Origin of the sequence: Oceanibaculum pacificum (genome assembly GCF_001618175.1) — a bacterium.
In the GTDB taxonomy this organism is placed as follows: Bacteria; Pseudomonadota; Alphaproteobacteria; order Oceanibaculales; family Oceanibaculaceae; genus Oceanibaculum; species Oceanibaculum pacificum.
Window position 1 is genome coordinate 1 of record NZ_LPXN01000133.1, and the last position, 21161, is coordinate 21161.

Consider the following 21161-nt stretch of genomic DNA (forward strand, 5'->3'; position numbering starts at 1 on the left):
CGGAGCTGGGTGAGGGGAGACACGCGCCGCCGCCTCAGCCATACTCACCCCATGAACGCTCTTCCCCCCGCCATCCTCGTCCGCTCCCTCGGCGATGCCCGCCTCGTGCTGGAGGCGGCGGCCGGCCAGGCGGTGACGCTGCTCAGCCTGCCGGACGCCGCGGCCACGCTGGGGGCGGCTTATTGGCAGTCCCTGGTCCAGGCCGCCCGGGCCGACCATCCGGCAGCGCCCGCCCACGACCTGCTGGATTGCGGAACCGCCGGCGGCTACGCGCTGGCCGCCCTGCGCCAGGGCCTGACCGGCATCGTCTTCACCGGCGATGCGGAGCAGCGCGACAAGCTGCGCGCCATCGCCGAGGAGCAGGGGGCCTTGCTGCTGGACAGCCGGCCGCAGGCCTTCGATCCGGCCAACCGGCGGAACCCCGAGGCCGATTGCCGCGTTTGGTTGGCGGCGATGGCGGCGCGCGAGCGCTGACGCCACAACATAGCCGTCCGCCCTGAAGGCATTGCCCGGAACCCCGCCTTAGATTGCAAAAATCGGGGCTATCGGCTATGTCCTGTGCGCAATTCCAGGCTTCCGCGCCGGTTCGCGGCGGCGGGGCCATAAGAAAGCAGCTTCCTGAAAGGATTTCGCCCGATGAAGATGACCCAGCGCGTCAAGAAGATCCTCGACAATTACGAATCCGACTCGCCGGGGACCAAGACCAACCTCGCGCGCATCCTGATGCAGGGCAAGCTGGGCGGCACCGGCCGACTGGTGATCCTGCCGGTCGACCAGGGCTTCGAGCACGGCCCGGCGCGCAGCTTCGCGCCGAATCCGGACGCCTACGACCCGCACTATCATTTCAAGCTGGCGATCGATGCCGGCCTGTCCGCCTATGCAGCACCACTCGGCATGCTGGAAGCCGGCGCGGACACCTTCGCCGGCCAGATCCCGACCATCCTTAAGGTCAATTCCTCCAACTCGCTGGCGCGCGAGAAGGACGCCCCGAACCAGGCCGTCACCGGCTCCATCGGCGATGCGCTGAAGCTGGGCTGCTCGGCCATCGGCCTGACCATCTATCCGGGCTCCGACGCCGCCTTCGACATGATGGAGGAAGCCCGCGAGCTGGCCGAGGAGGCCAAGTCGGTCGGCCTCGCCGTGGTCATGTGGTCCTATCCGCGCGGCGGCAATCTGACGAAACCGGGCGAGACCGCGATGGATATCTGCGCCTATGCCGCGCACATGGCCGCCCTTCTGGGCGCGCACATCATCAAGGTGAAGCCGCCGACGGCCGCCCTGGAGCTGGACGCCGCCAAGAAGGTCTATGAGAGCAAGAAAATCCCCATCGGCACCATGACCGAGCGGATTTCCCACGTCGTGCAATCCTCCTTCAACGGCCGTCGCCTGGTGGTGTTCTCCGGTGGCGAGGCGAAGGATCTGGACGGCCTGTACAACGAGATCCGCGAAATCCGCGATGGCGGCGGCACCGGCTCGATCATCGGCCGCAATACCTTCCAGCGGCCGCGCGAGGATGCGCTGGCGATGCTCGACACCATCGTGAAAATCTATCAGGGAAAGGCCTGACCATTCGCCCCAGGCTCTATCTCGTGACGCCGCCGGAGATCGATCCGGCGGCGTTTCCCGATCTGCTCAGCCGGACGCTGGAAGCGGGCGATGTCGCCTGCCTCCAGCTTCGCCTGAAGAATGCCGATGGCCCGGCCGAGGATTCCGCGATCCGCAAGGCGGTCGAGCGCATCCGGCCGATCTGCCATAACCACGATGTGGCGCTGATCCTGAACGACAATCCCACCCTCGCCGCCGAACTGGGCTGCGACGGCGTGCATGTCGGCCAGGAGGATACGCCCTATGCGGAAGCCCGGCGAATCGTCGGGCCGGACGCCATCGTCGGCGTCACCTGCCACGATTCCCGCCACCTCGCCATGCTGGCCGCCGAGCAGGGCGCGGATTACGTCGCCTTCGGCGCGTTTTTCCCGACCGGCACCAAGCAGGCCAAGACCCGGGCCGAGGTGGAATTGCTGCAATGGTGGAGCGAGCTGATGGAGGTGCCCTGCGTCGCCATCGGCGGCATCACCGTCGATAATTGCCGCCCGCTGGTCGAGGCGGGCGCGGATTTCCTGGCCGTCGTCGGCGGCGTGTGGAACCACCCGGACGGCCCCGCCGCCGCGGTCGCCGCCTTCAACCGGCTGTTCGACGAAGCCGCCGAGGCGACCGGCAAGAAGCCCAGGCGCTAGCCCCCCTCGCCCCGCCCTTATATAGCGTTGACTCCCAGCCCGACGGCAGCCGCCGCCGGGCTTTTTTCATGATTTTTCTGATAAAACGGCGTTGAGCGAATTAACCATGCGTTTAAAAAGCCGTGCCCACTATAAGCATTCCGAACAAAAACTTTTTCCACGGAATGCTTTTCATATTTACCCACCCGGCAAGTTTGCGTACCTTTGTACCGCTTTCAATGAGCGCTGAATAAATCAATAAGCGAAATGGGGATTAAATGGCTCAGAATCTGATTTTGGATGGCACTTCCGGCAATGAGACGCTGACCGGCGGCGATGGCGACGATCTCATCCGCGGCCTCGGCGGCAACGATGTTCTGATCGGCGGCGCGGGCGTCGACGCCCTGGTCGGCGCGCCTGGCGCGGATACCATGACCGGCGGCGCCGATCTCGACGTGTTCTACGCCGGCAATGGCAGCCGCATCACCGACCTGGAAATCAACGAGGTGATTTTCGCCTCCAACTCCAGCGGCTCCGGCCTGGCGTTCGACATGGAGGACATCAGTTTTTCCGCCTCTGGCGGCAACACGGTCGTGACCGTGGACGGGGTGCTGCAACTCGGCCCGATCAACAGCAGCGAGACGGTCACCTTCACCCTCGAAGGCAGCTACTCGATCGATGATTTCTACCTGGTGCAGTCGGACACCGCCGGCGTGCGCATCACCAGCCTGATCTATGGCGAGGAAGGCGCCGAGGAGCCGACCGATCCCACCGACCCGACCGACCCCACGGAGCCGACCGATCCGACCGATCCCGCTCCGGTCGACCCGGTCCTGGTCGACGGCACGGACGGCGACGACACGCTGACCGGCGGCGACGATGCGGAAGTGATCACCGGCGGCGCGGGCACGGACACGATCGAAGGCGGCCTGGGGGCCGACTCCATCGGCGGCGGCGCCGATAATGACGAGTTGCAGGGCAACCAGGGCGCGGACACCGTCAATGGCGGCGCCGGCGACGATGTGGTGCGCGGCGGCAAGGGCCATGACGTGCTGAATGGCGGCGTCGGCGACGACCAGCTCTATGGCGGCCTGGGCAACGACACTTTCGCCTTCTCCGCCGAGTCCGGCGCGGATGTGATCGCCGACTTCAAGCGCGAGGGCGGCACGGACATCATCCAGCTTTCCGCCGATATCGGCATCGAGACCGTGGCGGATGCGCTGGCGGCGGCGAGCCAATCGGGCGCCGACGTGGTCATCGACCTCGGCGGCGGCAACAGCATTACGCTGACAGGTCTGGCTTTGACCGACCTCGGCGTGGCGGATTTCGAGATCGTATAGGCGCACGATCTCGGAAAGCACCCTCGTTCCGGCGAGGTGTGCCTCCCCACCGACTGGCCCTCTTTCCACCTGCAGGAAAGAGGGCCTTTTTTTTGCTCGCTCGATCCCCCCTGTTGATCCGGACCGGCCGGGCTGCGCATTCTGTGCGCCGCGCGGTCTTGGGAGAAAGCATGGGCCACTCACGGGCACGGATGGGCATTCTGGCGGGGATTTTGGGGGTGGCGCTGATGGTGCTGCTGGCCGGCCTTCCCCTGCCCGCCGCCGCGAAGCCGCAGCGGCTGGTGTCGATCAATCTATGCACCGACCAGCTTCTGCTGCTGCTGGCCGACCGGTCGCGCATCCTGTCGATCTCGCATCTGGGGGCCGACCCCGCCGCCTCCGCGCTGGCCGGTCAGGCCACCGGCATCCCGGTCAATCGCGGCTCGGCCGAGGAAGCGCTGGCGCTGCGGCCCGATCTCGTGCTGTCGGGCATCTACCAGCAGCATGGCACCAACCGGCTGATCGCCGCCTTCGGCGTGCCGGTGTTCGAGATGCAGCCCGCCGCCTCCCTGCCCCAGGCGCTGGCGCAGATCCGCGCGCTTGGCGACGCCATTGGCGAGACGGCGCGCGCCGAGGCGCTGGCGGCCGATATCGCCCGCCGCCTCGCCGCCCTGCCCGCGCCATCGGCCCGCAAGACCGCGCTGGTCGTGCAGCCGAACGGACTGACCACCGGCCGGCATACGCTGGCGAACGACGTGATCGAGGCCGCCGGCTTCCGCAACCTCGCCGCCGAGGCCGGCATCGAATCCTGGGGCGCGCTGACGCTGGAGCGCATCCTGCTGCTGCGCCCCGACCTGCTGGTGCTGAACGATCAATCGCGGCGGCAGCGCTCCCTGGGCCAGCAGCTTCTCGCCCACCAGGCGCTGACGGCCGCGCACGCCTGGGTGGAGATACCGGCCGACCTATGGACCTGCCCCGGCCCGGCCCTGGCGGAGGCCGCCGAACGGCTGGTGGCCGCCAGATGAGCCCGCCCGCTCCCAACCTGACCCCCAGCCTCGCACAGCGCCTCGCCGCCGCCGACCGCCGCCTGCGCCGGCTGTGCCTCGGCCTGGGGGCGCTGGTCGCCCTGCTGTTCTGCCTGTCGCTCGCCATCGGGCCGGCGCCGCTGGCGCTGTTCGGCGACTTGACCGGCACAGGCGAGCAGGCGGCGCTGGCGCGCGCCATCCTGCTGGAAATCCGTCTGCCGCGCGCCGCCCTCGGCCTGCTGATCGGCGCGGCGCTCGGCCTGTCGGGCGCGGCGCTGCAAGGGCTGCTGCGCAACCCGCTGGCGGAGCCGGGGCTGATCGGCATTTCCGCGACCGCCGCGCTGGGCGCGGTGGCGGTGTTCTATTTCGGCCTCGCCGGGGCCTTCGCGCTGGCTCTGCCGCTGGGCGGGCTGGCGGGCGCCGCGGCGGCCGTCACCCTGCTCTACGGCCTGGCCGGGCGCGAGGCGAGCGCGCTGACGCTGATCCTGGCCGGCGTCGCCGTCACCAGCCTGGCCGGGGCGCTGACCGCGCTGGCGCTGAACCTCGCCCCGTCCGACTATGCGGCGCTGGAGATCGTGTTCTGGCTGCTCGGCGCGCTGACCGACCGCAGCATGACGCATCTCTGGCTGGCCGGGCCGTTCATCCTGGCGGGGTGCGGGCTGCTGCTGGCCACCGCCCGGCCGCTGGAGGCGCTGGCGCTGGGCGAGGATACCGCGCGCAGCCTGGGCGTCTCGCTGCCGCGCCTGCGCGCGCTCGCCATCGGCGGCACGGCGCTGGCGGTCGGCGCGTCGGTCTCGGTCAGCGGGGCCATCGGCTTCGTCGGGCTGATCGTGCCGCATCTGCTGCGCCCGCTGATCGGCCATCGGCCGGCACATCTGCTGCCGGCCAGCGCGCTTGGCGGCGCGGCCTTGGTGCAGGCCGCCGATATCGCCGTGCGGCTGATCCCGACCGCGCAGGAACTGAAGCTGGGGGTGCTGACCGCGCTGATCGGCGCGCCCTTCTTCCTGCATCTGCTGCGCCAGACCCGGCGGGCGATGCGATGAGCGCGCTGCTGCAGGCAAGCGGCCTTGTCCTGGCGCTCGATGGCAGGCCGGTGGTGCGGCATGCCGATCTCGCCTTGCATCCGGGCGATTTCGTCGGGCTGCTGGGGCCGAACGGAGCCGGCAAGACGACATTGCTGCGCGCCCTGGCCGGGCTGCTGCCGCCCGCCGCCGGGACAGTAGTGCTGGACGGAAGGCCGGTCGGCGACCTGCCGGAAGCACGGCGCGCCCGCCGCCTCGCCTATCTGCCGCAGGGGGCTGAATGCCACTGGCCGCTGGCGGTGGAGGCGCTGGTCGCCCTGGGCCGGCTGCCGCACCGCGCGCCCTGGGCCAGCCTGGCCCCCGCCGACCTGGCCACCATCGAGGCGGCGATGCGGTTCACCGAGGTGCTCGACCTTGCCGGCCGGCCGGTCACCCAGCTTTCCGGCGGGGAGCGCGCCCGCGTGCTGCTGGCCCGCGCGCTGGCCGTCGATCCCGCCATCCTGCTGGCCGACGAGCCGGTGGCGGGGCTCGACCCCGGCCACCAGCTCGACGTGATGCGCCTGCTGGGCCGGCGCGCCGAGGCTGGCGGCGCCGTGCTGGTCGTGCTGCACGATCTGACGCTGGCCGCCCGCTTCTGCCGCCGCCTGGTGCTGATGCAGGAGGGCCGGATTCTGGCCGACGGCCCGCCGGCGGAAGTCCTGACGCCGGACTCGCTACGGCTTCTCTACGGCATCGATGCGCATATCGCCGTCGAGGCAGACGGGCTGATGGTGGTGCCCAAGGGCCGGGTTTGAGGCCCAGCGGGCTTTCGCGCCATGGGCCGGAAACAACCGCCGCCCTACCGCGTTACTGCTTCAGGGGCTTATCCCAAAGGAGATACCCATGGAAAATCCGACCTCCCGCCGCACCCTGCTGACCGGCGTCGGCGTCACCGCCGGCGCCCTGCTGCTCAGCGCCTGCCAGAGCCATTATGGCGACCGTTCCGGCGATGACGGCACGCCGCTGCCCCTGAAGGAACCGAAGGAAGGCCCGGACCAGATTTCCGAGCTGATCGGCAAGCCGTGCCGGGTGATCCGCCCCGGCGAGGCGATGACCCGCGACTACCGCCCCGAACGGGTGAACATCTTTCTCGACGCCGGCAACCGCATCGAGAGCATCACCTATGGATAAGCGGCACGGTTGAGGCGGGTATTTTCAGCGTCGCGGCGACGGGGCGGGCGCGCTACTCTCGCGCCGATGCTGCGCAAGATACTGATCATCGCAATCGCCCTGACGGTCGTGCTGCCGGCGGCCCTGGTGCTGCTGTACCGGGTAGTGCCGCCGCCGGTTACGCCGCTGATGCTGATCCGCCTGACCGAAGGCCAGGGGCTGGAACGCGACTGGACGCCGCTGGAGCGGATCGACCGGCAGGTGCCGCAGGCGGTGATCGCGGCCGAGGATAATCTGTTCTGCGAACATTCCGGCTTCGACTGGAATGCCATGGGCGAGGTGATCGACGAGCTGAACGAGGGCGGCGCGCCGCGCGGGGCCAGCACGATCAGCATGCAACTGGCGAAGAATTTGTTCCTTTGGCCGGGGCGTTCCTATGTCAGAAAGGCAATCGAGGCCTATCTCACCCTCTATGTCGAGCTGCTATTGCCGAAGCGGCGCATAATGGAGCTGTATCTGAACGTTGCCGAATGGGGCCCCGGTATTTATGGTGCCGAAGCCGCGTCCCGGCATCATTTCGGCAAATCCGCCGCTACTCTATCCAGCCGGGAAGCGGCATTGCTGGCGGTCACGCTGCCCGCGCCGCTTCGCTGGTCCGCCGGCAAGCCCAACGGCTATGTCGCCGGGCGGGCCGGCACCATCCAGCGGCGCATCGGCCAGCTCGGCCCGCTGCTGAATTGCGTCCGCGCCTAGGCGCGCGCAACCCGTCACCCGGTCGGCCACAGTTCGGCCATACGCCGCGTTAACCATACGCTCCTGGCCCGAAATTATCGCCGTCGCCCATGCCCTTGCTTTACCTCGCCCTGTTTTTCGCCGTCCTGCTCAGCGCGGGACAAGTACGGGCGGAAATCAGGTACGAGACCGATTTCTCGGCGCTGGACAATGCCGGGCTGGAGGGTGCCGCCGACATCATCGTCGGCCTGTCGCAACTCGAACAGCGCAAGGACGAGCCGATCGAAAGCGTCAGCCTGCTGCGCCGCCGCGCCTCGGGCGATGTGCAGCGGATCCGCGAAGTGCTGCGCTCGGAAGGCTATTACGACAGCCGCGTGCGCTTCGAGATCGAGGAGCCGCCGGCCGACGACCAGCCCGCCAAGGCCATCCTGCAACTCGAACGCGGGCCGCCCTACCTGCTGGAAAGCTTTGTGCTGTCCTTCGCCAGCCCGGCGCAGGAACGCGCCGCCGACGGCATCAGCTACGAAAGCCTGGGCGTGAAGATGGGCGAACGCGCGCGGGCCGACATGATCGTGTCGGCCGAACGCCAGCTCATCACCCGGCTGGGCCGCCAAGGCTACCCCTTCGCCCGCGCGCTGGATCGCGACGTGGTGGTGGATCACGAGACGCGCAGCGTCGCCGCCACGCTGGAGATCGATTCCGGCCAGCCGACCGTTTTCGGCCCGCTCGCCATCGACGGGCTCAGCGATGTCGACGCCGATGTGGTGCGCCGCACCGTAAGCTGGAAGGAAGGCGAGCGCTACGACACCCGCAAGGTCGCGGAAACCCGGCAGGCGCTGAGCGGGCTGGACCTGTTCTCCTCGGTGAACGTCTCGGCGCAGCAGGACCGGCGCGACGGCGAGAGCGTGCCGATGCAGGTGGCGGTGACCGAATCCCCGCCCCGCTCGATCGGCGGCGGCGTGAAATATTCCACAAGCGAGGGGGTGGGCGTGCGCGCCTTCTGGCGGCACCGCAACTTCTTCGGCGGCGGCGAGGAGCTGCGCCTCCAGGGCGATGCGTCGGAACAGGTCTACGGTGCTGAGATCAATCTCGGCAAGCCGGCCTTCCTGGACAATGACAACCGGCTGGATCTGGGGGTCTACGCCCGCGACGAGAATTACGACGCCTATGACGCACAGCGCGTCGGCGGCGGGGCGACCCTCACCCGGCAATTCGGCGGCCCCTATATGGGCAGCGTGGGCGTGACGCTGGAACAGTCGCGCATCACCGACAATACCGGCACCAACAGCTTCACCCTGCTGGGCCTCCCGGTGAAGGGCGAATACAACACCACCGACGATCTGCTGAACCCGACCAGCGGCGGCAAGCTGACGCTGACCGCCACGCCCTATACCGGCATCATCGGCAGCGACGCCAATTTCCTGGTGCTGCGGGCCGACGACACGCTGCATTACGCGCTGGACGAGGAAAAGAAATACGTGCTGGCCGGGCGCATCTCCGTCGGCTCCATCCTGGGCGCGACGCGCACCGACATCCCGGCCGACAAGCGCTTCTACGCCGGCGGCGGCGACACGGTGCGCGGCTACGATTTCCAGTCGGTCGGCCCGCGCGACGCGGAGCTGAACCCGGTCGGCGGCAGCTCCATGATGGCCGGCTCGGTCGAGTTCCGCGCCCGCGTCTGGGAGGATATCGGCCTCGTCACCTTTCTCGATGGCGGCAATGTCTATCGCACCGAAATGCCTGATTTCGGCGAGGACATCCTGTTCGGCGCGGGCGTGGGCCTGCGCTACTACACCCCCATCGGCCCGCTGCGCTTCGACATCGCCGTGCCGCTGGACAAGCGGGAGGGCGACAGCGCCTTCCAGATTTATCTTAGCCTGGGCCAGGCCTTCTGATGAGCGAGACCGAGGACACCAAGCCGGCGGCCCCGCAGCCCCGCCACCGGTCCCGCCTGCGGCGCATCCTGGCCGGCGCCGGCATCCTGCTGGGCATGCTGGTGCTGTTGATCGTCGGCGCGGTGCTGGCGCTGGATAGCGGCCCGGGCCGGCGCTGGGCCGAGGGCCTGGCGAACGACCTGGCCGGCGATGCCATCGCCATCGAGGGCATCCAGCGCCTCGCCCTGCTCGACCGCATCGAGATCGACCGGCTGCGGGTGAAGGATGCCGGCGGCGCGTGGCTGACCGTCGACAAGGCGGTGCTGGACTGGCGGCCCAGCGCCCTGCTGCACCGGCGGCTGGAGGTCGGCCTGCTCTCCGCCGAAACCGTCGCCATCGACCGCGCGCCGCTGCCGGGGCCGGAGGAACCGCCGGCCGAGGGCGGCGGCGTCAGCCTGCCGCTGCCGGTCGGGCTGTTCGTCGACCGGCTGGAGATCGGCCGCATCGAGCTGACCGAGGCGCTGGCCGGCATGGCCGCCACGCTGACGGCAGAAGGCAGCTTGCGCCTGCCGCGCGACGCCCGCGACACCGCCATCTACCTCGTCATCGAGCGCCTGGACGCCCCCGCCACGGCCAAACTGGCCGCCACCTACGACGCCGCGACCGACCGCATCACCGTCGATCTCGACGCCGCCGAGCCGGCGGGCGGCGTGCTGGTCAATTTGCTGCAGGTGCCCGACCGGCCGGCCTTCCGCCTGCAGGCCAAGGGCGAAGGGCCGCTGGACGGCTTTTCCACCCGCCTCGCCGCCGAGGCCGGGCCGGGGCTGACGCTGGACGCCACCATCGCCGTCGCCGGGGCCACCGACCGGCGCATCACGCTGGACGCCACCGCCAACCCTATCGCCCTGCTGCCGCCCGACATCGCGCCGCTGCTGGCCGAGGGGCTGCGGCTGGAGGCCGAGGCGCTGGCGCCGGCGGACGGGGCTATCCGCATCGACCGGCTCGTCGCCGGCAATGGCAGCGCCCGGCTGACCGCCAGCGGCACAATCGATCCGCAGAGCCTGGCGCTGGATATCGCCGCCGAGCTGGAAACGCCGCTCGCCCCCTATTCCGAGCTGGCGGGCCAGGAGCTGGCCGGCGATGCGCGCCTCGCCGCCACCGCCCAGGGCACGCCGCAGGATCTGGCGCTGACCCTGAAGGCCGACGCGACCGGCCTGCAACTCGGCGGGTCCGCCCTGCCGGTGCTGGGCGACAACGCGCGGATGAATGCCGTCGCCCGCCTGGGCGAGGCCGGCAGCGTCGCCATCGACAGTTTCGAACTCGCCGCCGGCCCCCTCAGCGCCTCGGGCAGCGGGCGTTACGCGGCCGACGCGGTGGAGCTGGCGCTGACCGCGGCGCTGGACGATCTGGCGCGGCTGGCGGAAGTGGGAATCGCCGGGCTGGCCGGGCGGCTGGATCTGCAGGCCGGCATCGACCAGACCGGCGGCACCGCCTATGACGCCACCCTGGCGGCCCGCATGACCGGGCTGGAGACCGGTGCGCCCGCCGCCCGCGCGCTATTGGGCGACGCGCCGACGCTGGATGCGGCCGGCGCAATCGACACCGCCGCCGGCACGGCGCAGCTCGACCGACTGGCGCTGAAGGCCCCCGGCCTGTCGCTCGACGGCAGCGGCGCGGCCTGGGACAATTTCCAGGCGGTGAACGCCAAGCTGTCCGCCGCCATTCCGCGCCTGCGCGAGCTGGGGCAGGTGGTCGGGACGCCGATGGCCGGCGCGCTGACCGCCATGCTGGCGGTCGATGGCACGCTGGAGGCGCTGACCGCCGACGCCAAGCTGGATTGGCGCAACGCCATGATCGCCGGGCAGACGCTGGGCGCCGTCAATGCCGCCCTGGCGCTGGACGCGGTGCAGGCCAGCGATCCGCAGGGCGCGGCCAGCAAGGGCCGGCTGAAGCTTTCCGCCAGCCCGCAGGGCCAGCGCACGACGCTGGAGAGCGACCTGGCCTATGGCAAGAACCGGCTCAATCTCGACAATCTGCGGCTGAACGGGCTGGGCATGGCGGCGCGCGGCGGGGTGGCGGTCGATCTGTCCACCAGCCTGGTCGCCGGCAAGCTGACCGGGCAGATCGGCGATCTCGCCAAGCTGGCCGCCTTCGCCGGGCAGCAGGCGGCGGGCGAGGTCAGCTTCGCGCTGGAGATGGCCGGCAAGGGCGGCAAGCAGCATGCCGGCGGCGTGGTGACCGGCAAGGGCCTGCGCTTCCAGGATAATACGGTGACGGTGGATGCGCTGCGGCTGGAAGCGCAACTCGCCGACGTGACCGGCAAGCCCAGCGGCCCGGTGGCGCTGAAGGCTACCGGCATCGAGGCTGGCGGCCAGCAACTCGACAGCGCCGCCATCGACGCCGAGCTGAAAGGCGACATCATCACTGTCACCGCCGACCTCAAGGGCGAGGATATCGGGGCCACCGCAGCCGCCGCCATCCAGCAGGGCCGGCGCGACACCACCATCACGCTCAACCGGTTGCAGGCCAATTGGCAGGAGCTGATCGTCAGGCTGAACCGCCCGGCGGTCGCCACGCTGGGGCCGAACCGGCAGGCGCTGGAAGGGCTGGACCTCGCCATCGACGAGGGCAGGCTGGCCGGCGGCGCAGCACTGACGCGCAGCGAGGTGACGGCCGATTTCGCGCTGACCGACCTGCCGCTGTCGCTGGTGCGCAAGCTGCGCATGGCCCCCCGACTGGCCGGCACCGCCGGGGCGACGCTCACCCTGTCCGGCCGGCCTGACAATCCCAGCGGTCGGCTCACCATGGCCTTGTCGCGGGTGGCGATGGCCGGCCCGATGGCCCCCGACGTGCCGCCGGCCGACCTGACGGCCGAAGCCCGACTGAGCGACGGCAGGCTGACCGTGCAGGCCGACCTGGCCCGCATGCAGGGCGCGCAGTTCAAGGCCCAGGCCACGCTGCCGGCGCAAGTGAACCTGACCGCCGGCCAGTTCGCCCTGCCGCCGAACGGCGCGCTGCAAGGCAAGCTGACCGTCGCCGCCGACCTCGCGCGCCTGGCCTTCGTGGCGCTGGCGCTGGGCGAGGACCGCATTGAGGGCCAGTTGGCCGGCGAGATCGATATAGCCGGCACGATCGGCAACCCGGTCCTGTCCGGCCAGGCGACGATGCGCGACGGCAGCTATCTGAACGACGCCACCGGGGCCAGCCTGCGCAACCTTACGCTGGATATCGCCGGCGAGGGCCGCTCGCTGGTGCTGCGCAACCTGTCCGCCACCGATGGCGACAGCGGCAGGTTGCAGGGCGCGGGGCGCGTCTCCTTCGCGGGCGGCGGCGTGCCGCAGGTCGACATGAAGATCAGCCTGCAACGCCTGCGCATCGTCAATCGCGAGGAAGGCCGGGCCTATGGCAGTGGCGAGCTTACGCTGCGCAATGAGGGCGAGGGGCTGATCTTCATCGGCCGCACCCGCGTGGACGAGGCCGACATCCGCATTCCCGACACGCTGCCGCCCAGCGTGACATCGCTGGATGTGCGCGAGGTGAATATCGAGGACCGCACCAATCTGGGCGAGCGCGCCAAGCAGCGCCAGATCGCCCGGCAGCAGCAGGCCCGCAACGGCGCGCCGCCGGAACCCGGGCTGATGGATGGGCTGAAGCTGGATCTGATCACCGACATTCCCGGCCAGGTCTTCGTGCGCGGCCGGGGGCTGGATGCGGAATTTCGCGGCAATGTCGTCGTTACCGGCACCGCCGCGCAGCCGGTCATCAAGGGCGACATCTCCGTGGTGCGCGGCGGATTCAGCTTCGCCGGCCGGCGCTTCAACCTGGATCGCGGCACGATCAACCTGATTCCCGGCGAGCGCGGCGGGCTGGAGATCGGGCTGGATATTCTGGCGGTCGCCCCGGTCGCCGACATCGAGGCGCAGATCGGCATCGCCGGCGAGGTGCTGCAACCGCGGATCACGCTGTCCTCCTCCCCCAGCCTGCCGCAGGACGAAATCCTGTCGCGCATCCTGTTCGGCACCAATACCGGCTCGCTGAACGGCGCGCAGGCGGCCCGGCTGGCGCAGTCGGCGCTGGAGCTGACCGGCAAGCTGGGTACGGGCGGCGTCATCGACGATCTGCGCCGCAGCTTCGGGTTGGATTCGCTGGAAGTCGACGCCGGCGACGGCACCAGCGGCGCGGGGTTGCGGGCCGGGCGCTATCTCACCGACAAGCTGTATCTCGGCGTCAACCAGGGGTTCGGGGCCGACAGTTCCGCCGTGGTGGTGGAATACCGCATCCTGAAGAACGTGACCATCGAGAGCCGGCTGGGCGCGCAATCGGCCGGCGATATCGGCATCGTCTACGAAAAGCGCTACTGACGCGAAAACGCCGCCCCGGCCGGGACGGCGTTTTCCAGATCGGCTCGCTCCTGCCCCGGCCTGCGGCCGGGCGAAGCCGTTTTAGCCGCGGGCGCTGCGCGGCCCCACGAACAGCCACACCAGGAAGCCCAGCAACGGGAACAGCAGGATGAACAGCACCCACAGCACCTTGCCGCCGGTTGAAGCGCTGCTGCCCACCACGTTCACAATGGCCCAGATATTGGCGATCAGCAGCAGCAGGCCGAAAATACCGGTGACTTCGATACCCATGTCAGGCTCCTTCGAATAATGCGTCGACCATAACAACGACAGCCTCGCGCTTAAGTTCCGATTATGACACGCCGCCGTCAACAAAAGGCCCTTCCACCGTATCGGCAGAAGGGCCAGGGGGGTGCCTCGCGAGGCATGAGGGAAAATCCAGGCGCGCCGGGAAACGCGCCGGGCGGGATGGACGGCCGGGGGACGATCCCGGCCGGATCCAGGGTCAGCTAAAGCGCAAATTACCGTTCAACGAGCGGTGGCCGTTGCGGGCGTGAAAGCCCGGCAGGGCGACGCCATTCACCTCCTCGTCCTCGTCGACCTCGGCATGCAAGGCGATCTGCCGGTCGATCAGGCGGCGGCGCAGCAGCAGGCTGGCCTCGTCGCGACGGCGCACCACATCCTCGGCATCAATGCCGAGAATATCGCCGGTCTGCGAGATCGAGAAGCCTTCGAGGCGGGTGAGCAGCAGAATCTGGCGCTTCAGCACGGGCAGCGCCTGCAGGCCATCGGCCAGCGGGTCGTTGTCGGCATCGCCGCCCTCGTCGATATTCGGCAGGGTCAGGGCGACCACCGACCAGACATCATGGAACAGGCTGTAGAGCTGAACGCGCGGGTCGCCGCCCGACTGGATGCGCTCCGGCTCCGCAAGATAGGTTTCAAGGCACAGCTTTACATAGGCGTCGCCGCCGCGCTGAGTGCCGGTCAGGGCCCGCGCATAACGACGCAGCTGCGGAATGTACGTGGCCAATTCATGCGTGATTGTGGTCATTGCAACCAATCCTCCGATTATCTGGCCGTTAACTCTTTGATAGGATTTTCCCAGTAATCTTAAGGAATTCAGCCGACAAACCCTGCCCGCCGTTTCCATGACTGACATTGCTAGAGCCGCAATATGGTTCGCAAAGGGCGAAGTTAGCCTTTTTCAGGGCATCTTTTAGAAGATTGGGGAACCTGAAGGCGGGTCGCCCGTTTATTTATTGATCGAGAAAACTACCGCTTAAATGCAGGATAACCGGCGGTTACGAGACAACCAACGCCGCAGGCTCATCGCGCAACAATCTGGAATCGCGACCGTTATGGAATTAAAAGAGCAAACCCCGATAGATGGCGCAGCCAGCCTCGCTGCCGCCTACTGGAGGACACAGACAATGAGCAAGAATGCGGAAAATCAGGTCGACAGCCATGAGGCCGCCGATCAAGACCGTGCGACCCTGGACAATATCGACGCCAGCACGAAGAAGACGGCGCAGGTCGTCCCCTTCAAGCCCTCCGGGAAGCGGCCGGCCAATGCCCAGTTCGACGAATGGCTGACGCGCAATCTGCACGAGCTGTATGACCCCGTGCTGAAAGAGCCGTTGCCGGAGATGTTGCAGAAGCTGCTGGATTCGATCCCCGACAAGAAGGATTGAGCCGCAGCCCGCTGCCGGCGAATTCGCGAAGACTTTATGGCCACCGCAAGGCACTCCGCCTTACGGTGGCCTTTATTCTTCCACGATATCACCTTTTGACTATTCGCTATGAGGAGTTAGGTTCGTAACCACATTCGGAGCAATAAGGGAGGCAAAAATGCCCCGTTCCTTTAAAGACGAATTGGTTGAGATTATTCCGCATCTGCGTGCGTTTGCCCGGATGCTTTCTGGTAGCGAGGACAGGGCCAACGATCTTGTCCAGGACGCTATTGTACGGGCCTTGGCGGCCGAGGATAAATTCTCTCTCGGCACCAACTTCAAGGCCTGGATGTTCACCATCCTGCGCAACATCTATTACGACTCCCTGCGGCAGCGGAAATTCGAGATGGAGCCGATCGACGATGCGGCCCTGATGGCCTCGGTTCCGGCTACGCAGGAAATCCATCTCGAAGTGCGCGACTTCAAGCGCGCCTTCGCCAAGCTGGCGCCGGAACAGCGCGAGGTGCTGGTTCTGGTGGGCGCCAGCGGCTTCAGCTACGAGGATGCCGCGGTGATCTGCAAATGCGCCGTCGGCACGATCAAGAGCCGCGTCTCGCGGGCTCGCAGCGAATTGACAGCCTCTCTCGGCAGCGTGTCGGAGTTTCGCCGCGCGGCCTGAAAGGGGCACCCAGCAATTATGGGCTAAGTAAATTTTTCTGAGAGAAGGGCGACGGCAGAACAGCCGCCGCCCTTTTTCCATGCCGACGCTTTTACGCCAGGGGCAAGGGCGCGGCGTCGCGCAGGATGGCATCGGCCTCGGCGGTGAAGCCCGCCTCCGGCGCATGCAGCGTCAGCCCGGCCAGCAGAATCAACGGCGCCCGCCCGCCCTTGCGCGTCTGGACCAGCACCCGTTTCGCCGGCTTGCCCTTGCCCGGCCACAGCGGCAGCACGACGGGACTGCCCAGCCGGTGGCGCGCCAGCGCGGCCAGCAGATCGCCCAGCCGGTCGGCGCGGTGGATCACCGTCAGGCTGCCGCGATGCGCCAGATGCCGCGCCGCGAAGCCGACCCACAGCGCAAGATCGGCCTCGCCCTCCAGATGCGCGGCGGCCTTGGACGCATCGGGCGGCGGCGTGCCGCGCCCGGCCGGCAGGAAGGGCGGATTCATCATCACATGCGCCGCCGGTTCGAGGCCAAGGCCGGCGATATCCCCCTCCAGCGCGGAAAATCGATCCGCGACGCCGTTCAGCACCGCATTCTCGCGCGCCAGCGCCGCCAGCGACGGCTGAATCTCCACGCCCAGCACGGAAGCCTGCCCGACCCGCGCCAGCAGGCACAGCGCGGCCGCCCCAACGCCGCAGCCGGCCTCGATCACGCGCTCGCCCGGCCGGACCGGCACGGCGGCGGCCAGCAGCACCGGGTCGATGGCCGCCCGGTAGCCCTGCGCCGGCTGGCGCAGCCTTATCCGTCCGCCGAGCAGCGCATCCTCGGTCGTGGCGCTATCAGGCATCCGGCATGTCTTCGCCGGCATCGAGCAGCAGCCGGCGGGCCGGCGCGTAATCCTCGTCGGCCACCATCAGGCGGCGCTGGATCGCCCCGATGCTGCCCTCCACGATGCTGGTATGGGCATCCATCTGGACCACGCGGATATCCGCGTCCCGCAGCAGGGAGGTCAGAAAGGACAGGCGAACCGGATCGTTCGTGCGCAGCAATTCCTTCACCGAGGCTTCTCCCTTTATGATCGCGCCCGTGCCGCAGTGCAGCGGTTGCACTTGACCGTGCGTCTTGCGGTCTTATGCTCGCTGTCCGAACGCCCCGGCGTCAAGCAAGGGGCTCCGCGCAGTATCAGGATGGTCCCGTGGCTATTGCCGCAAGCCTATCAGAAGACAGGAATCCCGGCTCCCGCGCCGCACTCGACCGGCTCAGCGCCCTGGTCGAGGCCGACATGCAGGGGGTGAACCGGCTGATCATAGAGCGCATGGACAGCCCCGTCGCGCTGATCCCGCAGCTCGCCAGCCATATCGTCGCCGCCGGCGGCAAGCGCATGCGCCCAATGATGACACTGGCCGCCGCCCAGATGCTGGGCTATCGCGGCGACGGCCATCTGAAGCTGGCGGCGGCCGTGGAGTTCATCCACACCGCCACCCTGCTGCATGACGATGTGGTGGATGAGAGCGACCTGCGACGCGGGGTCGACAGCGCCAATGCGGTGTGGGGCAACAAGCCCTCCGTGCTGGTCGGCGACTTTCTGTTCAGCCGCGCCTTCCAGCTTATGGTGGAAACTGGCGAGCTGCAGGTGCTGGCGATCCTGTCCAACGCCTCGGCGGTGATCGCCCAGGGCGAGGTGCAGCAGCTCATCACCGCCAACGACATCTCGACCGACGAAACCGCCTATCTGGAGGTGATCCGCGCCAAGACCGCGCAGCTTTTCGCGGCGGCGACGGAGGTCGGCGGGGTCATCGCCGGGGCCAACGAGGCGCAGCGGCAGGCGCTGGATTCCTACGGCCTCAATCTCGGCATCGCCTTCCAGCTCACCGACGACGTGCTGGATTACTCCGCCAAGCAGGCCGAGCTGGGCAAGGCGGTGGGCGACGATTTCCGCGACGGCAAGATCACCCTGCCGATCATCCTGGCGGTGCAGCGCGCCAGCGCCGAGGAACGCGCCTTCTGGCAGCGCACGCTGGAGGAACAGGATATCCGCGACGGCGACCTGGAGCATGCCTTCGCCCTGCTGCAAAAACACGGCGTGCTGGCGGAAGCGCTGGAGCGCGCCCGCGCCTATGGCAAGGCCGCTCGCGAGGCGCTGCTGACCCTGCCCGACGGCCCGGTACGCGCGGCGCTGGACGATCTGATCGACTTCACCATAGAGCGCGCCTTCTAATATACGAATGCCGCGCCTTTGCCCTTGCAGCCGCATCAGCAGGGCGCTATAAGCACGCCCTCGGTCGGAGCATAGCTCAGCCTGGTAGAGCACTGTCTTCGGGAGGCAGGGGTCGCAGGTTCAAATCCTGCTGCTCCGACCAATTAAAAAGGGCCCCAGCCTCATCGGCGGGGCCTTTTTTAATGCGTCGCTTGAATATTTGTAGCTCATAAGCTACATATCGACATGATCGAACTGCGCCAGACAGAAACCTTTGCCCGCTGGTTCGATGGGCTGCGCGACCGCGACGCCAAGGCACGCATCGCCATCCGATTAAGACGGCTATCGCTCGGCAATGCTGGCGATGTCAAACCAGTTGGCGACGGCATCAGCGAACTGAGGATCGATTACGGTCCAGGCTACCGCGTTTACTATAGCCAGCGTGGGCCGGTTTTGGTGCTGCTGCTCTGCGGCGGCGACAAGCGCACACAGAAGCAGGACATCGCGACAGCGAAAGCTCTCGCGGCTGAGAATGAGGAGTAACGACCATGCCGGTTGCGACACGCCCTTGGGATGCATCCGAGCATCTGGACAGTGCGGAAGCAATTGCCGCCTATCTCGATGCCGCGATGGAAGACGGCGACCCGGCCCTTATCGCCGCCGCGCTGGGCGATGTGGCGCGCGCCCGTGGCATGACGCAGATCGCGAAGGATACCGGGCTCGCCCGCGAATCCCTCTATCGCGCGTTGAGCGCCGATGGCAACCCGGAATTCAGCACTGTGCTGAAAGTGTTGAAGGCGATGGGCATTCGCCTGTCCGCCGCGCCTGCCGCCTAAGCCAATCACCGGATTGACACCGCCTTTTCCCTGACGCCATCATGGCGACATCCAAGGGGCGCCCCGGCAAGGGGCTGAGATACCGCTGACGCTGCGGGAACCCTTAGAACCTGATCCGGGTCGTACCGGCGTAGGGATGGAAAGGGCCGCACACACGTCACGGGCCACCCCCATTTCGAAGCTCTCCCGGATCTCCATGCCACTGTCTGGAGATCGCCATGTCGTCCGAGAAATTCATCGTCACTACCGGCCCCCTGCCCGCCTCGCGCAAGATGCACGTCGCCGGCAATCTGTTTCCCGATATCCGCGTCGCCATGCGCGAGATCGACCTGGAGCCGTCTTCCGGCGAGCCGCCGGTGCGGGTCTACGACACGTCCGGCCCCTACAGCGACCCCGCCGCTTCCATCGATATCTCCCGCGGCCTGCCGGCGCTGCGCCGTTCCTGGATTGAGGCGCGCGGCGATGTGGAGGCCTATGACGGCCGCGAGATAAAGCCGGAGGATGACGGGCTGAAAAGCGACGAGCAGCGCAAGGTGGCGATGTTCGACCGGTCCAATATCCGTCCGCTGCGCGGCAAGCCCGGCACGGCCGTCACCCAGCTTGCCTACGCCCGCGCCGGCATCGTGACGCCGGAGATGGAATATATCGCCGTGCGCGAGAATCTGGGCCGCGAGCGATTGAAAGAGGCCGCCGCGCGCGACGGCGAGAGTTTCGGCGCCGCCATCCCGGACTATGTGACGCCGGAATTCGTGCGCGAGGAAGTGGCGCGCGGCCGCGCCATCATCCCGGCCAACATAAACCACCCGGAGATCGAGCCGATGATCATCGGCCGTAATTTCCTGGTGAAGATCAACGCCAATATCGGCAATTCCGCCGTTTCCTCCTCGGTCGCGGAGGAGGTAGACAAAATGGTCTGGTCGATCCGCTGGGGTGCCGACACGGTGATGGACCTCTCGACCGGGCGCAACATCCACACCACGCGGGAATGGATATTGCGCAACTCCCCGGTGCCCATCGGCACGGTGCCGATCTATCAGGCGCTGGAGAAGGTCGGCGGCAAGGCGGAAGACCTGACCTGGGAAATCTACCGCGACACGCTGATCGAGCAGGCCGAGCAGGGGGTGGACTATTTCACCATCCATGCCGGGGTGCGGCTGCCCTATATCCCGCTGACCGCCAAGCGCGTCACCGGCATCGTCAGCCGCGGCGGCTCGATCCTCGCCAAATGGTGCCTGGCGCATCACAAGGAGAATTTCCTCTACACGCATTTCGAGGAAATCTGCGAGATCATGAAGGCCTATGACGTGTCCTTCTCGCTGGGCGACGGCCTGCGCCCCGGCTCCATCGCCGACGCCAACGACGCCGCCCAGTTCGCCGAGCTGGAGACGCTGGGCGAGCTGACGCAGATCGCCTGGAAGCATGATGTGCAGGTGATGATCGAAGGGCCGGGCCATGTGCCGATGCACAAGATCAAGGCCAATATGGACAAGCAGCTGGCCGTCTGCGGCGAAGCGCCCTTCTATACGCTAGGGCCGCTGACCACCGACATCGCGCCCGGCTACGATCACATCACCAGCGGCATTGGCGCTGCGATGATCGGCTGGTTCGGCACGGCGATGCTGTGCTACGTGACGCCGAAGGAGCATCTGGGGCTGCCGGACCGCGACGATGTGAAGGTCGGCGTTGTCACCTACAAGATCGCCGCGCATGCCGCCGACCTCGCCAAGGGCCACCCGGCAGCGCAGGTGCGCGACGACGCGCTATCGCGCGCGCGATTCGAATTCCGCTGGCGCGACCAGTTCAATTTGTCGCTCGATCCGGAAACGGCGGAACAGTATCACGACCAGACCCTGCCGGCGGAGGGGGCCAAGCTGGCGCATTTCTGCTCCATGTGCGGCCCGAAATTCTGCTCGATGAAGATCAGCCAGGAAGTCCGCGACTACGCCAAGAGCGGCATGGCCCAGATGTCGCAGAATTTCCGCGACCAGGGCGGCGAAATCTTCGTGCCCGACACGGCCGCGGAGTAGGAGGCCTCTCCCCCTGCACTTGTCCCGGGAATCCAGGGTGCAGCCTGCTCGACCGACATCCAGCAGGCGGAAGCCTGGACCCCCGCAACAAGTGCG

General features: G+C 67.8%; 21 protein-coding genes, 1 tRNA gene and 1 riboswitch. Of the genes, 18 read left to right on the top strand and 4 right to left on the bottom strand.

The genetic code is table 11. The features are described from left to right. The 11 genes from AUP43_RS13935 to AUP43_RS13985 form a co-directional block, all read left to right on the top strand. On the top strand, positions 1-474 hold a 474-nt coding region (locus AUP43_RS13935), incomplete at its 5' end, for a hypothetical protein (RefSeq protein ID WP_232315163.1). 162 nt (positions 475-636) lie between these two features. After that, on the top strand, positions 637-1566 hold the full coding sequence (locus tag AUP43_RS13940) for a class I fructose-bisphosphate aldolase (RefSeq protein ID WP_067558268.1): 930 nt from the start codon (positions 637-639) through the stop codon (positions 1564-1566). A 23-nt stretch (positions 1567-1589) separates the two neighbouring features. After that, on the top strand, positions 1590-2234 hold the full coding sequence (gene thiE, locus AUP43_RS13945; RefSeq protein WP_407668478.1) for a thiamine phosphate synthase: 645 nt from the start codon (positions 1590-1592) through the stop codon (positions 2232-2234). A gap of 257 nt (positions 2235-2491) precedes the next feature. After that, the gene (locus tag AUP43_RS13950; RefSeq protein WP_067558273.1) at positions 2492-3553 is read left to right on the top strand and encodes a calcium-binding protein; all 1062 of its coding nucleotides are present in this window, start codon (positions 2492-2494) and stop codon (positions 3551-3553) included. 170 nt (positions 3554-3723) lie between these two features. Beyond that, on the top strand, positions 3724-4557 hold the full coding sequence (locus AUP43_RS13955) for an ABC transporter substrate-binding protein (RefSeq protein WP_084462815.1): 834 nt from the start codon (positions 3724-3726) through the stop codon (positions 4555-4557). Then, positions 4554-5600: a FecCD family ABC transporter permease gene (locus AUP43_RS13960; protein WP_084462816.1), complete on the top strand. Its 1047-nt coding sequence runs from the start codon at positions 4554-4556 to the stop codon at positions 5598-5600. Before AUP43_RS13955 ends, AUP43_RS13960 begins: the two co-directional genes overlap by 4 nt. Next, positions 5597-6373: an ABC transporter ATP-binding protein gene (locus AUP43_RS13965; RefSeq protein WP_067558278.1), complete on the top strand. Its 777-nt coding sequence runs from the start codon at positions 5597-5599 to the stop codon at positions 6371-6373. Before AUP43_RS13960 ends, AUP43_RS13965 begins: the two co-directional genes overlap by 4 nt. A gap of 88 nt (positions 6374-6461) precedes the next feature. Further along, the gene (locus tag AUP43_RS13970) at positions 6462-6749 is read left to right on the top strand and encodes an I78 family peptidase inhibitor (protein ID WP_067558279.1); all 288 of its coding nucleotides are present in this window, start codon (positions 6462-6464) and stop codon (positions 6747-6749) included. 66 nt (positions 6750-6815) lie between these two features. Further along, positions 6816-7481: a monofunctional biosynthetic peptidoglycan transglycosylase gene (gene mtgA, locus AUP43_RS13975; RefSeq protein WP_067558282.1), complete on the top strand. Its 666-nt coding sequence runs from the start codon at positions 6816-6818 to the stop codon at positions 7479-7481. Between the two features lie 89 nt (positions 7482-7570). Beyond that, positions 7571-9355 (top strand): autotransporter assembly complex protein TamA, encoded by a 1785-nt coding sequence (locus AUP43_RS13980; protein WP_067558284.1) that lies wholly within the window; start codon positions 7571-7573, stop codon positions 9353-9355. Then, positions 9355-13695: a translocation/assembly module TamB domain-containing protein gene (locus AUP43_RS13985; protein ID WP_067558286.1), complete on the top strand. Its 4341-nt coding sequence runs from the start codon at positions 9355-9357 to the stop codon at positions 13693-13695. Before AUP43_RS13980 ends, AUP43_RS13985 begins: the two co-directional genes overlap by 1 nt. An 81-nt stretch (positions 13696-13776) precedes the next feature. Here the strand turns inward: AUP43_RS13985 and AUP43_RS13990 are convergent, their stop codons facing one another. Both AUP43_RS13990 and AUP43_RS13995 read right to left on the bottom strand, forming a co-directional pair. After that, entirely contained in the window at positions 13777-13965 is a 189-nt protein-coding gene (locus AUP43_RS13990; protein WP_067558290.1) for a PLDc N-terminal domain-containing protein, read from the bottom strand. A 214-nt stretch (positions 13966-14179) separates the two neighbouring features. Then, a complete protein-coding gene (locus tag AUP43_RS13995) occupies positions 14180-14725 on the bottom strand; it encodes a hypothetical protein (RefSeq protein ID WP_067558293.1) in 546 nt (181 codons plus the stop codon). Positions 14726-15104: 379 nt separating this feature from the next. On the opposite strand from AUP43_RS13995, the gene AUP43_RS14000 reads away from it, so the two are divergent. Continuing rightward, the gene (locus tag AUP43_RS14000) at positions 15105-15365 is read left to right on the top strand and encodes a hypothetical protein (RefSeq protein WP_067558296.1); all 261 of its coding nucleotides are present in this window, start codon (positions 15105-15107) and stop codon (positions 15363-15365) included. Positions 15366-15522: 157 nt separating this feature from the next. After that, positions 15523-16023 (top strand): sigma-70 family RNA polymerase sigma factor, encoded by a 501-nt coding sequence (locus tag AUP43_RS14005; RefSeq protein ID WP_067558299.1) that lies wholly within the window; start codon positions 15523-15525, stop codon positions 16021-16023. 91 nt (positions 16024-16114) lie between these two features. Here AUP43_RS14005 and AUP43_RS14010 read toward each other — a convergent pair whose 3' ends face one another. Together AUP43_RS14010 and AUP43_RS14015 are read right to left on the bottom strand one after the other, a co-directional pair. Next, positions 16115-16852: a tRNA1(Val) (adenine(37)-N6)-methyltransferase gene (locus AUP43_RS14010; RefSeq protein ID WP_232315173.1), complete on the bottom strand. Its 738-nt coding sequence runs from the start codon at positions 16850-16852 to the stop codon at positions 16115-16117. After that, positions 16845-17063, bottom strand: a complete 219-nt coding sequence (locus tag AUP43_RS14015; RefSeq protein ID WP_067558305.1) for a putative signal transducing protein — start codon at positions 17061-17063, stop codon at positions 16845-16847. Before AUP43_RS14015 ends, AUP43_RS14010 begins: the two co-directional genes overlap by 8 nt. A gap of 137 nt (positions 17064-17200) precedes the next feature. On the opposite strand from AUP43_RS14015, the gene AUP43_RS14020 reads away from it, so the two are divergent. The 5 genes from AUP43_RS14020 (at position 17201) to thiC (ending at position 21065) form a co-directional block, all read left to right on the top strand. Next, entirely contained in the window at positions 17201-18223 is a 1023-nt protein-coding gene (locus tag AUP43_RS14020) for a polyprenyl synthetase family protein (protein ID WP_067558308.1), read from the top strand. 65 nt (positions 18224-18288) lie between these two features. Continuing rightward, positions 18289-18365 (top strand) — tRNA-Pro (locus AUP43_RS14025). A gap of 83 nt (positions 18366-18448) precedes the next feature. Further along, positions 18449-18745: a type II toxin-antitoxin system RelE/ParE family toxin gene (locus AUP43_RS14030; RefSeq protein ID WP_067558311.1), complete on the top strand. Its 297-nt coding sequence runs from the start codon at positions 18449-18451 to the stop codon at positions 18743-18745. Positions 18746-18750: 5 nt separating this feature from the next. Then, positions 18751-19038, top strand: coding sequence for an addiction module antidote protein (locus AUP43_RS14035; RefSeq protein WP_067558314.1), 288 nt, complete (start codon positions 18751-18753; stop codon positions 19036-19038). Between the two features lie 44 nt (positions 19039-19082). Next, positions 19083-19192: riboswitch (TPP riboswitch) on the top strand. A 64-nt stretch (positions 19193-19256) separates the two neighbouring features. After that, on the top strand, positions 19257-21065 hold the full coding sequence (thiC, locus tag AUP43_RS14040; RefSeq protein ID WP_067558317.1) for a phosphomethylpyrimidine synthase ThiC: 1809 nt from the start codon (positions 19257-19259) through the stop codon (positions 21063-21065). The last annotated feature ends 96 nt before the right edge of the window (positions 21066-21161 follow it).

Bases quoted from the DNA above. Each gene is read 5' to 3' on its own strand.
- AUP43_RS13995 (WP_067558293.1), bottom strand. From the start codon at position 14,725: ATGACCACAATCACGCATGAATTGGCCACGTACATTCCGCAGCTGCGT.
- AUP43_RS13940 (WP_067558268.1), top strand. From the start codon at position 637: ATGAAGATGACCCAGCGCGTCAAGAAGATCCTCGACAATTACGAATCC.
- AUP43_RS13980 (WP_067558284.1), top strand. From the start codon at position 7,571: ATGCCCTTGCTTTACCTCGCCCTGTTTTTCGCCGTCCTGCTCAGCGCG.
- AUP43_RS13990 (WP_067558290.1), bottom strand. From the start codon at position 13,965: ATGGGTATCGAAGTCACCGGTATTTTCGGCCTGCTGCTGCTGATCGCC.
- thiC (WP_067558317.1), top strand. From the start codon at position 19,257: ATGTCGTCCGAGAAATTCATCGTCACTACCGGCCCCCTGCCCGCCTCG.
- AUP43_RS13970 (WP_067558279.1), top strand. From the start codon at position 6,462: ATGGAAAATCCGACCTCCCGCCGCACCCTGCTGACCGGCGTCGGCGTC.
- AUP43_RS14010 (WP_232315173.1), bottom strand. From the start codon at position 16,852: ATGCCTGATAGCGCCACGACCGAGGATGCGCTGCTCGGCGGACGGATA.
- AUP43_RS13960 (WP_084462816.1), top strand. From the start codon at position 4,554: ATGAGCCCGCCCGCTCCCAACCTGACCCCCAGCCTCGCACAGCGCCTC.
- AUP43_RS13955 (WP_084462815.1), top strand. From the start codon at position 3,724: ATGGGCCACTCACGGGCACGGATGGGCATTCTGGCGGGGATTTTGGGG.
- AUP43_RS14030 (WP_067558311.1), top strand. From the start codon at position 18,449: ATGATCGAACTGCGCCAGACAGAAACCTTTGCCCGCTGGTTCGATGGG.
- AUP43_RS13950 (WP_067558273.1), top strand. From the start codon at position 2,492: ATGGCTCAGAATCTGATTTTGGATGGCACTTCCGGCAATGAGACGCTG.
- AUP43_RS14000 (WP_067558296.1), top strand. From the start codon at position 15,105: ATGAGCAAGAATGCGGAAAATCAGGTCGACAGCCATGAGGCCGCCGAT.
- AUP43_RS13985 (WP_067558286.1), top strand. From the start codon at position 9,355: ATGAGCGAGACCGAGGACACCAAGCCGGCGGCCCCGCAGCCCCGCCAC.
- AUP43_RS13965 (WP_067558278.1), top strand. From the start codon at position 5,597: ATGAGCGCGCTGCTGCAGGCAAGCGGCCTTGTCCTGGCGCTCGATGGC.
- AUP43_RS14005 (WP_067558299.1), top strand. From the start codon at position 15,523: ATGCCCCGTTCCTTTAAAGACGAATTGGTTGAGATTATTCCGCATCTG.
- mtgA (WP_067558282.1), top strand. From the start codon at position 6,816: ATGCTGCGCAAGATACTGATCATCGCAATCGCCCTGACGGTCGTGCTG.
- AUP43_RS14035 (WP_067558314.1), top strand. From the start codon at position 18,751: ATGCCGGTTGCGACACGCCCTTGGGATGCATCCGAGCATCTGGACAGT.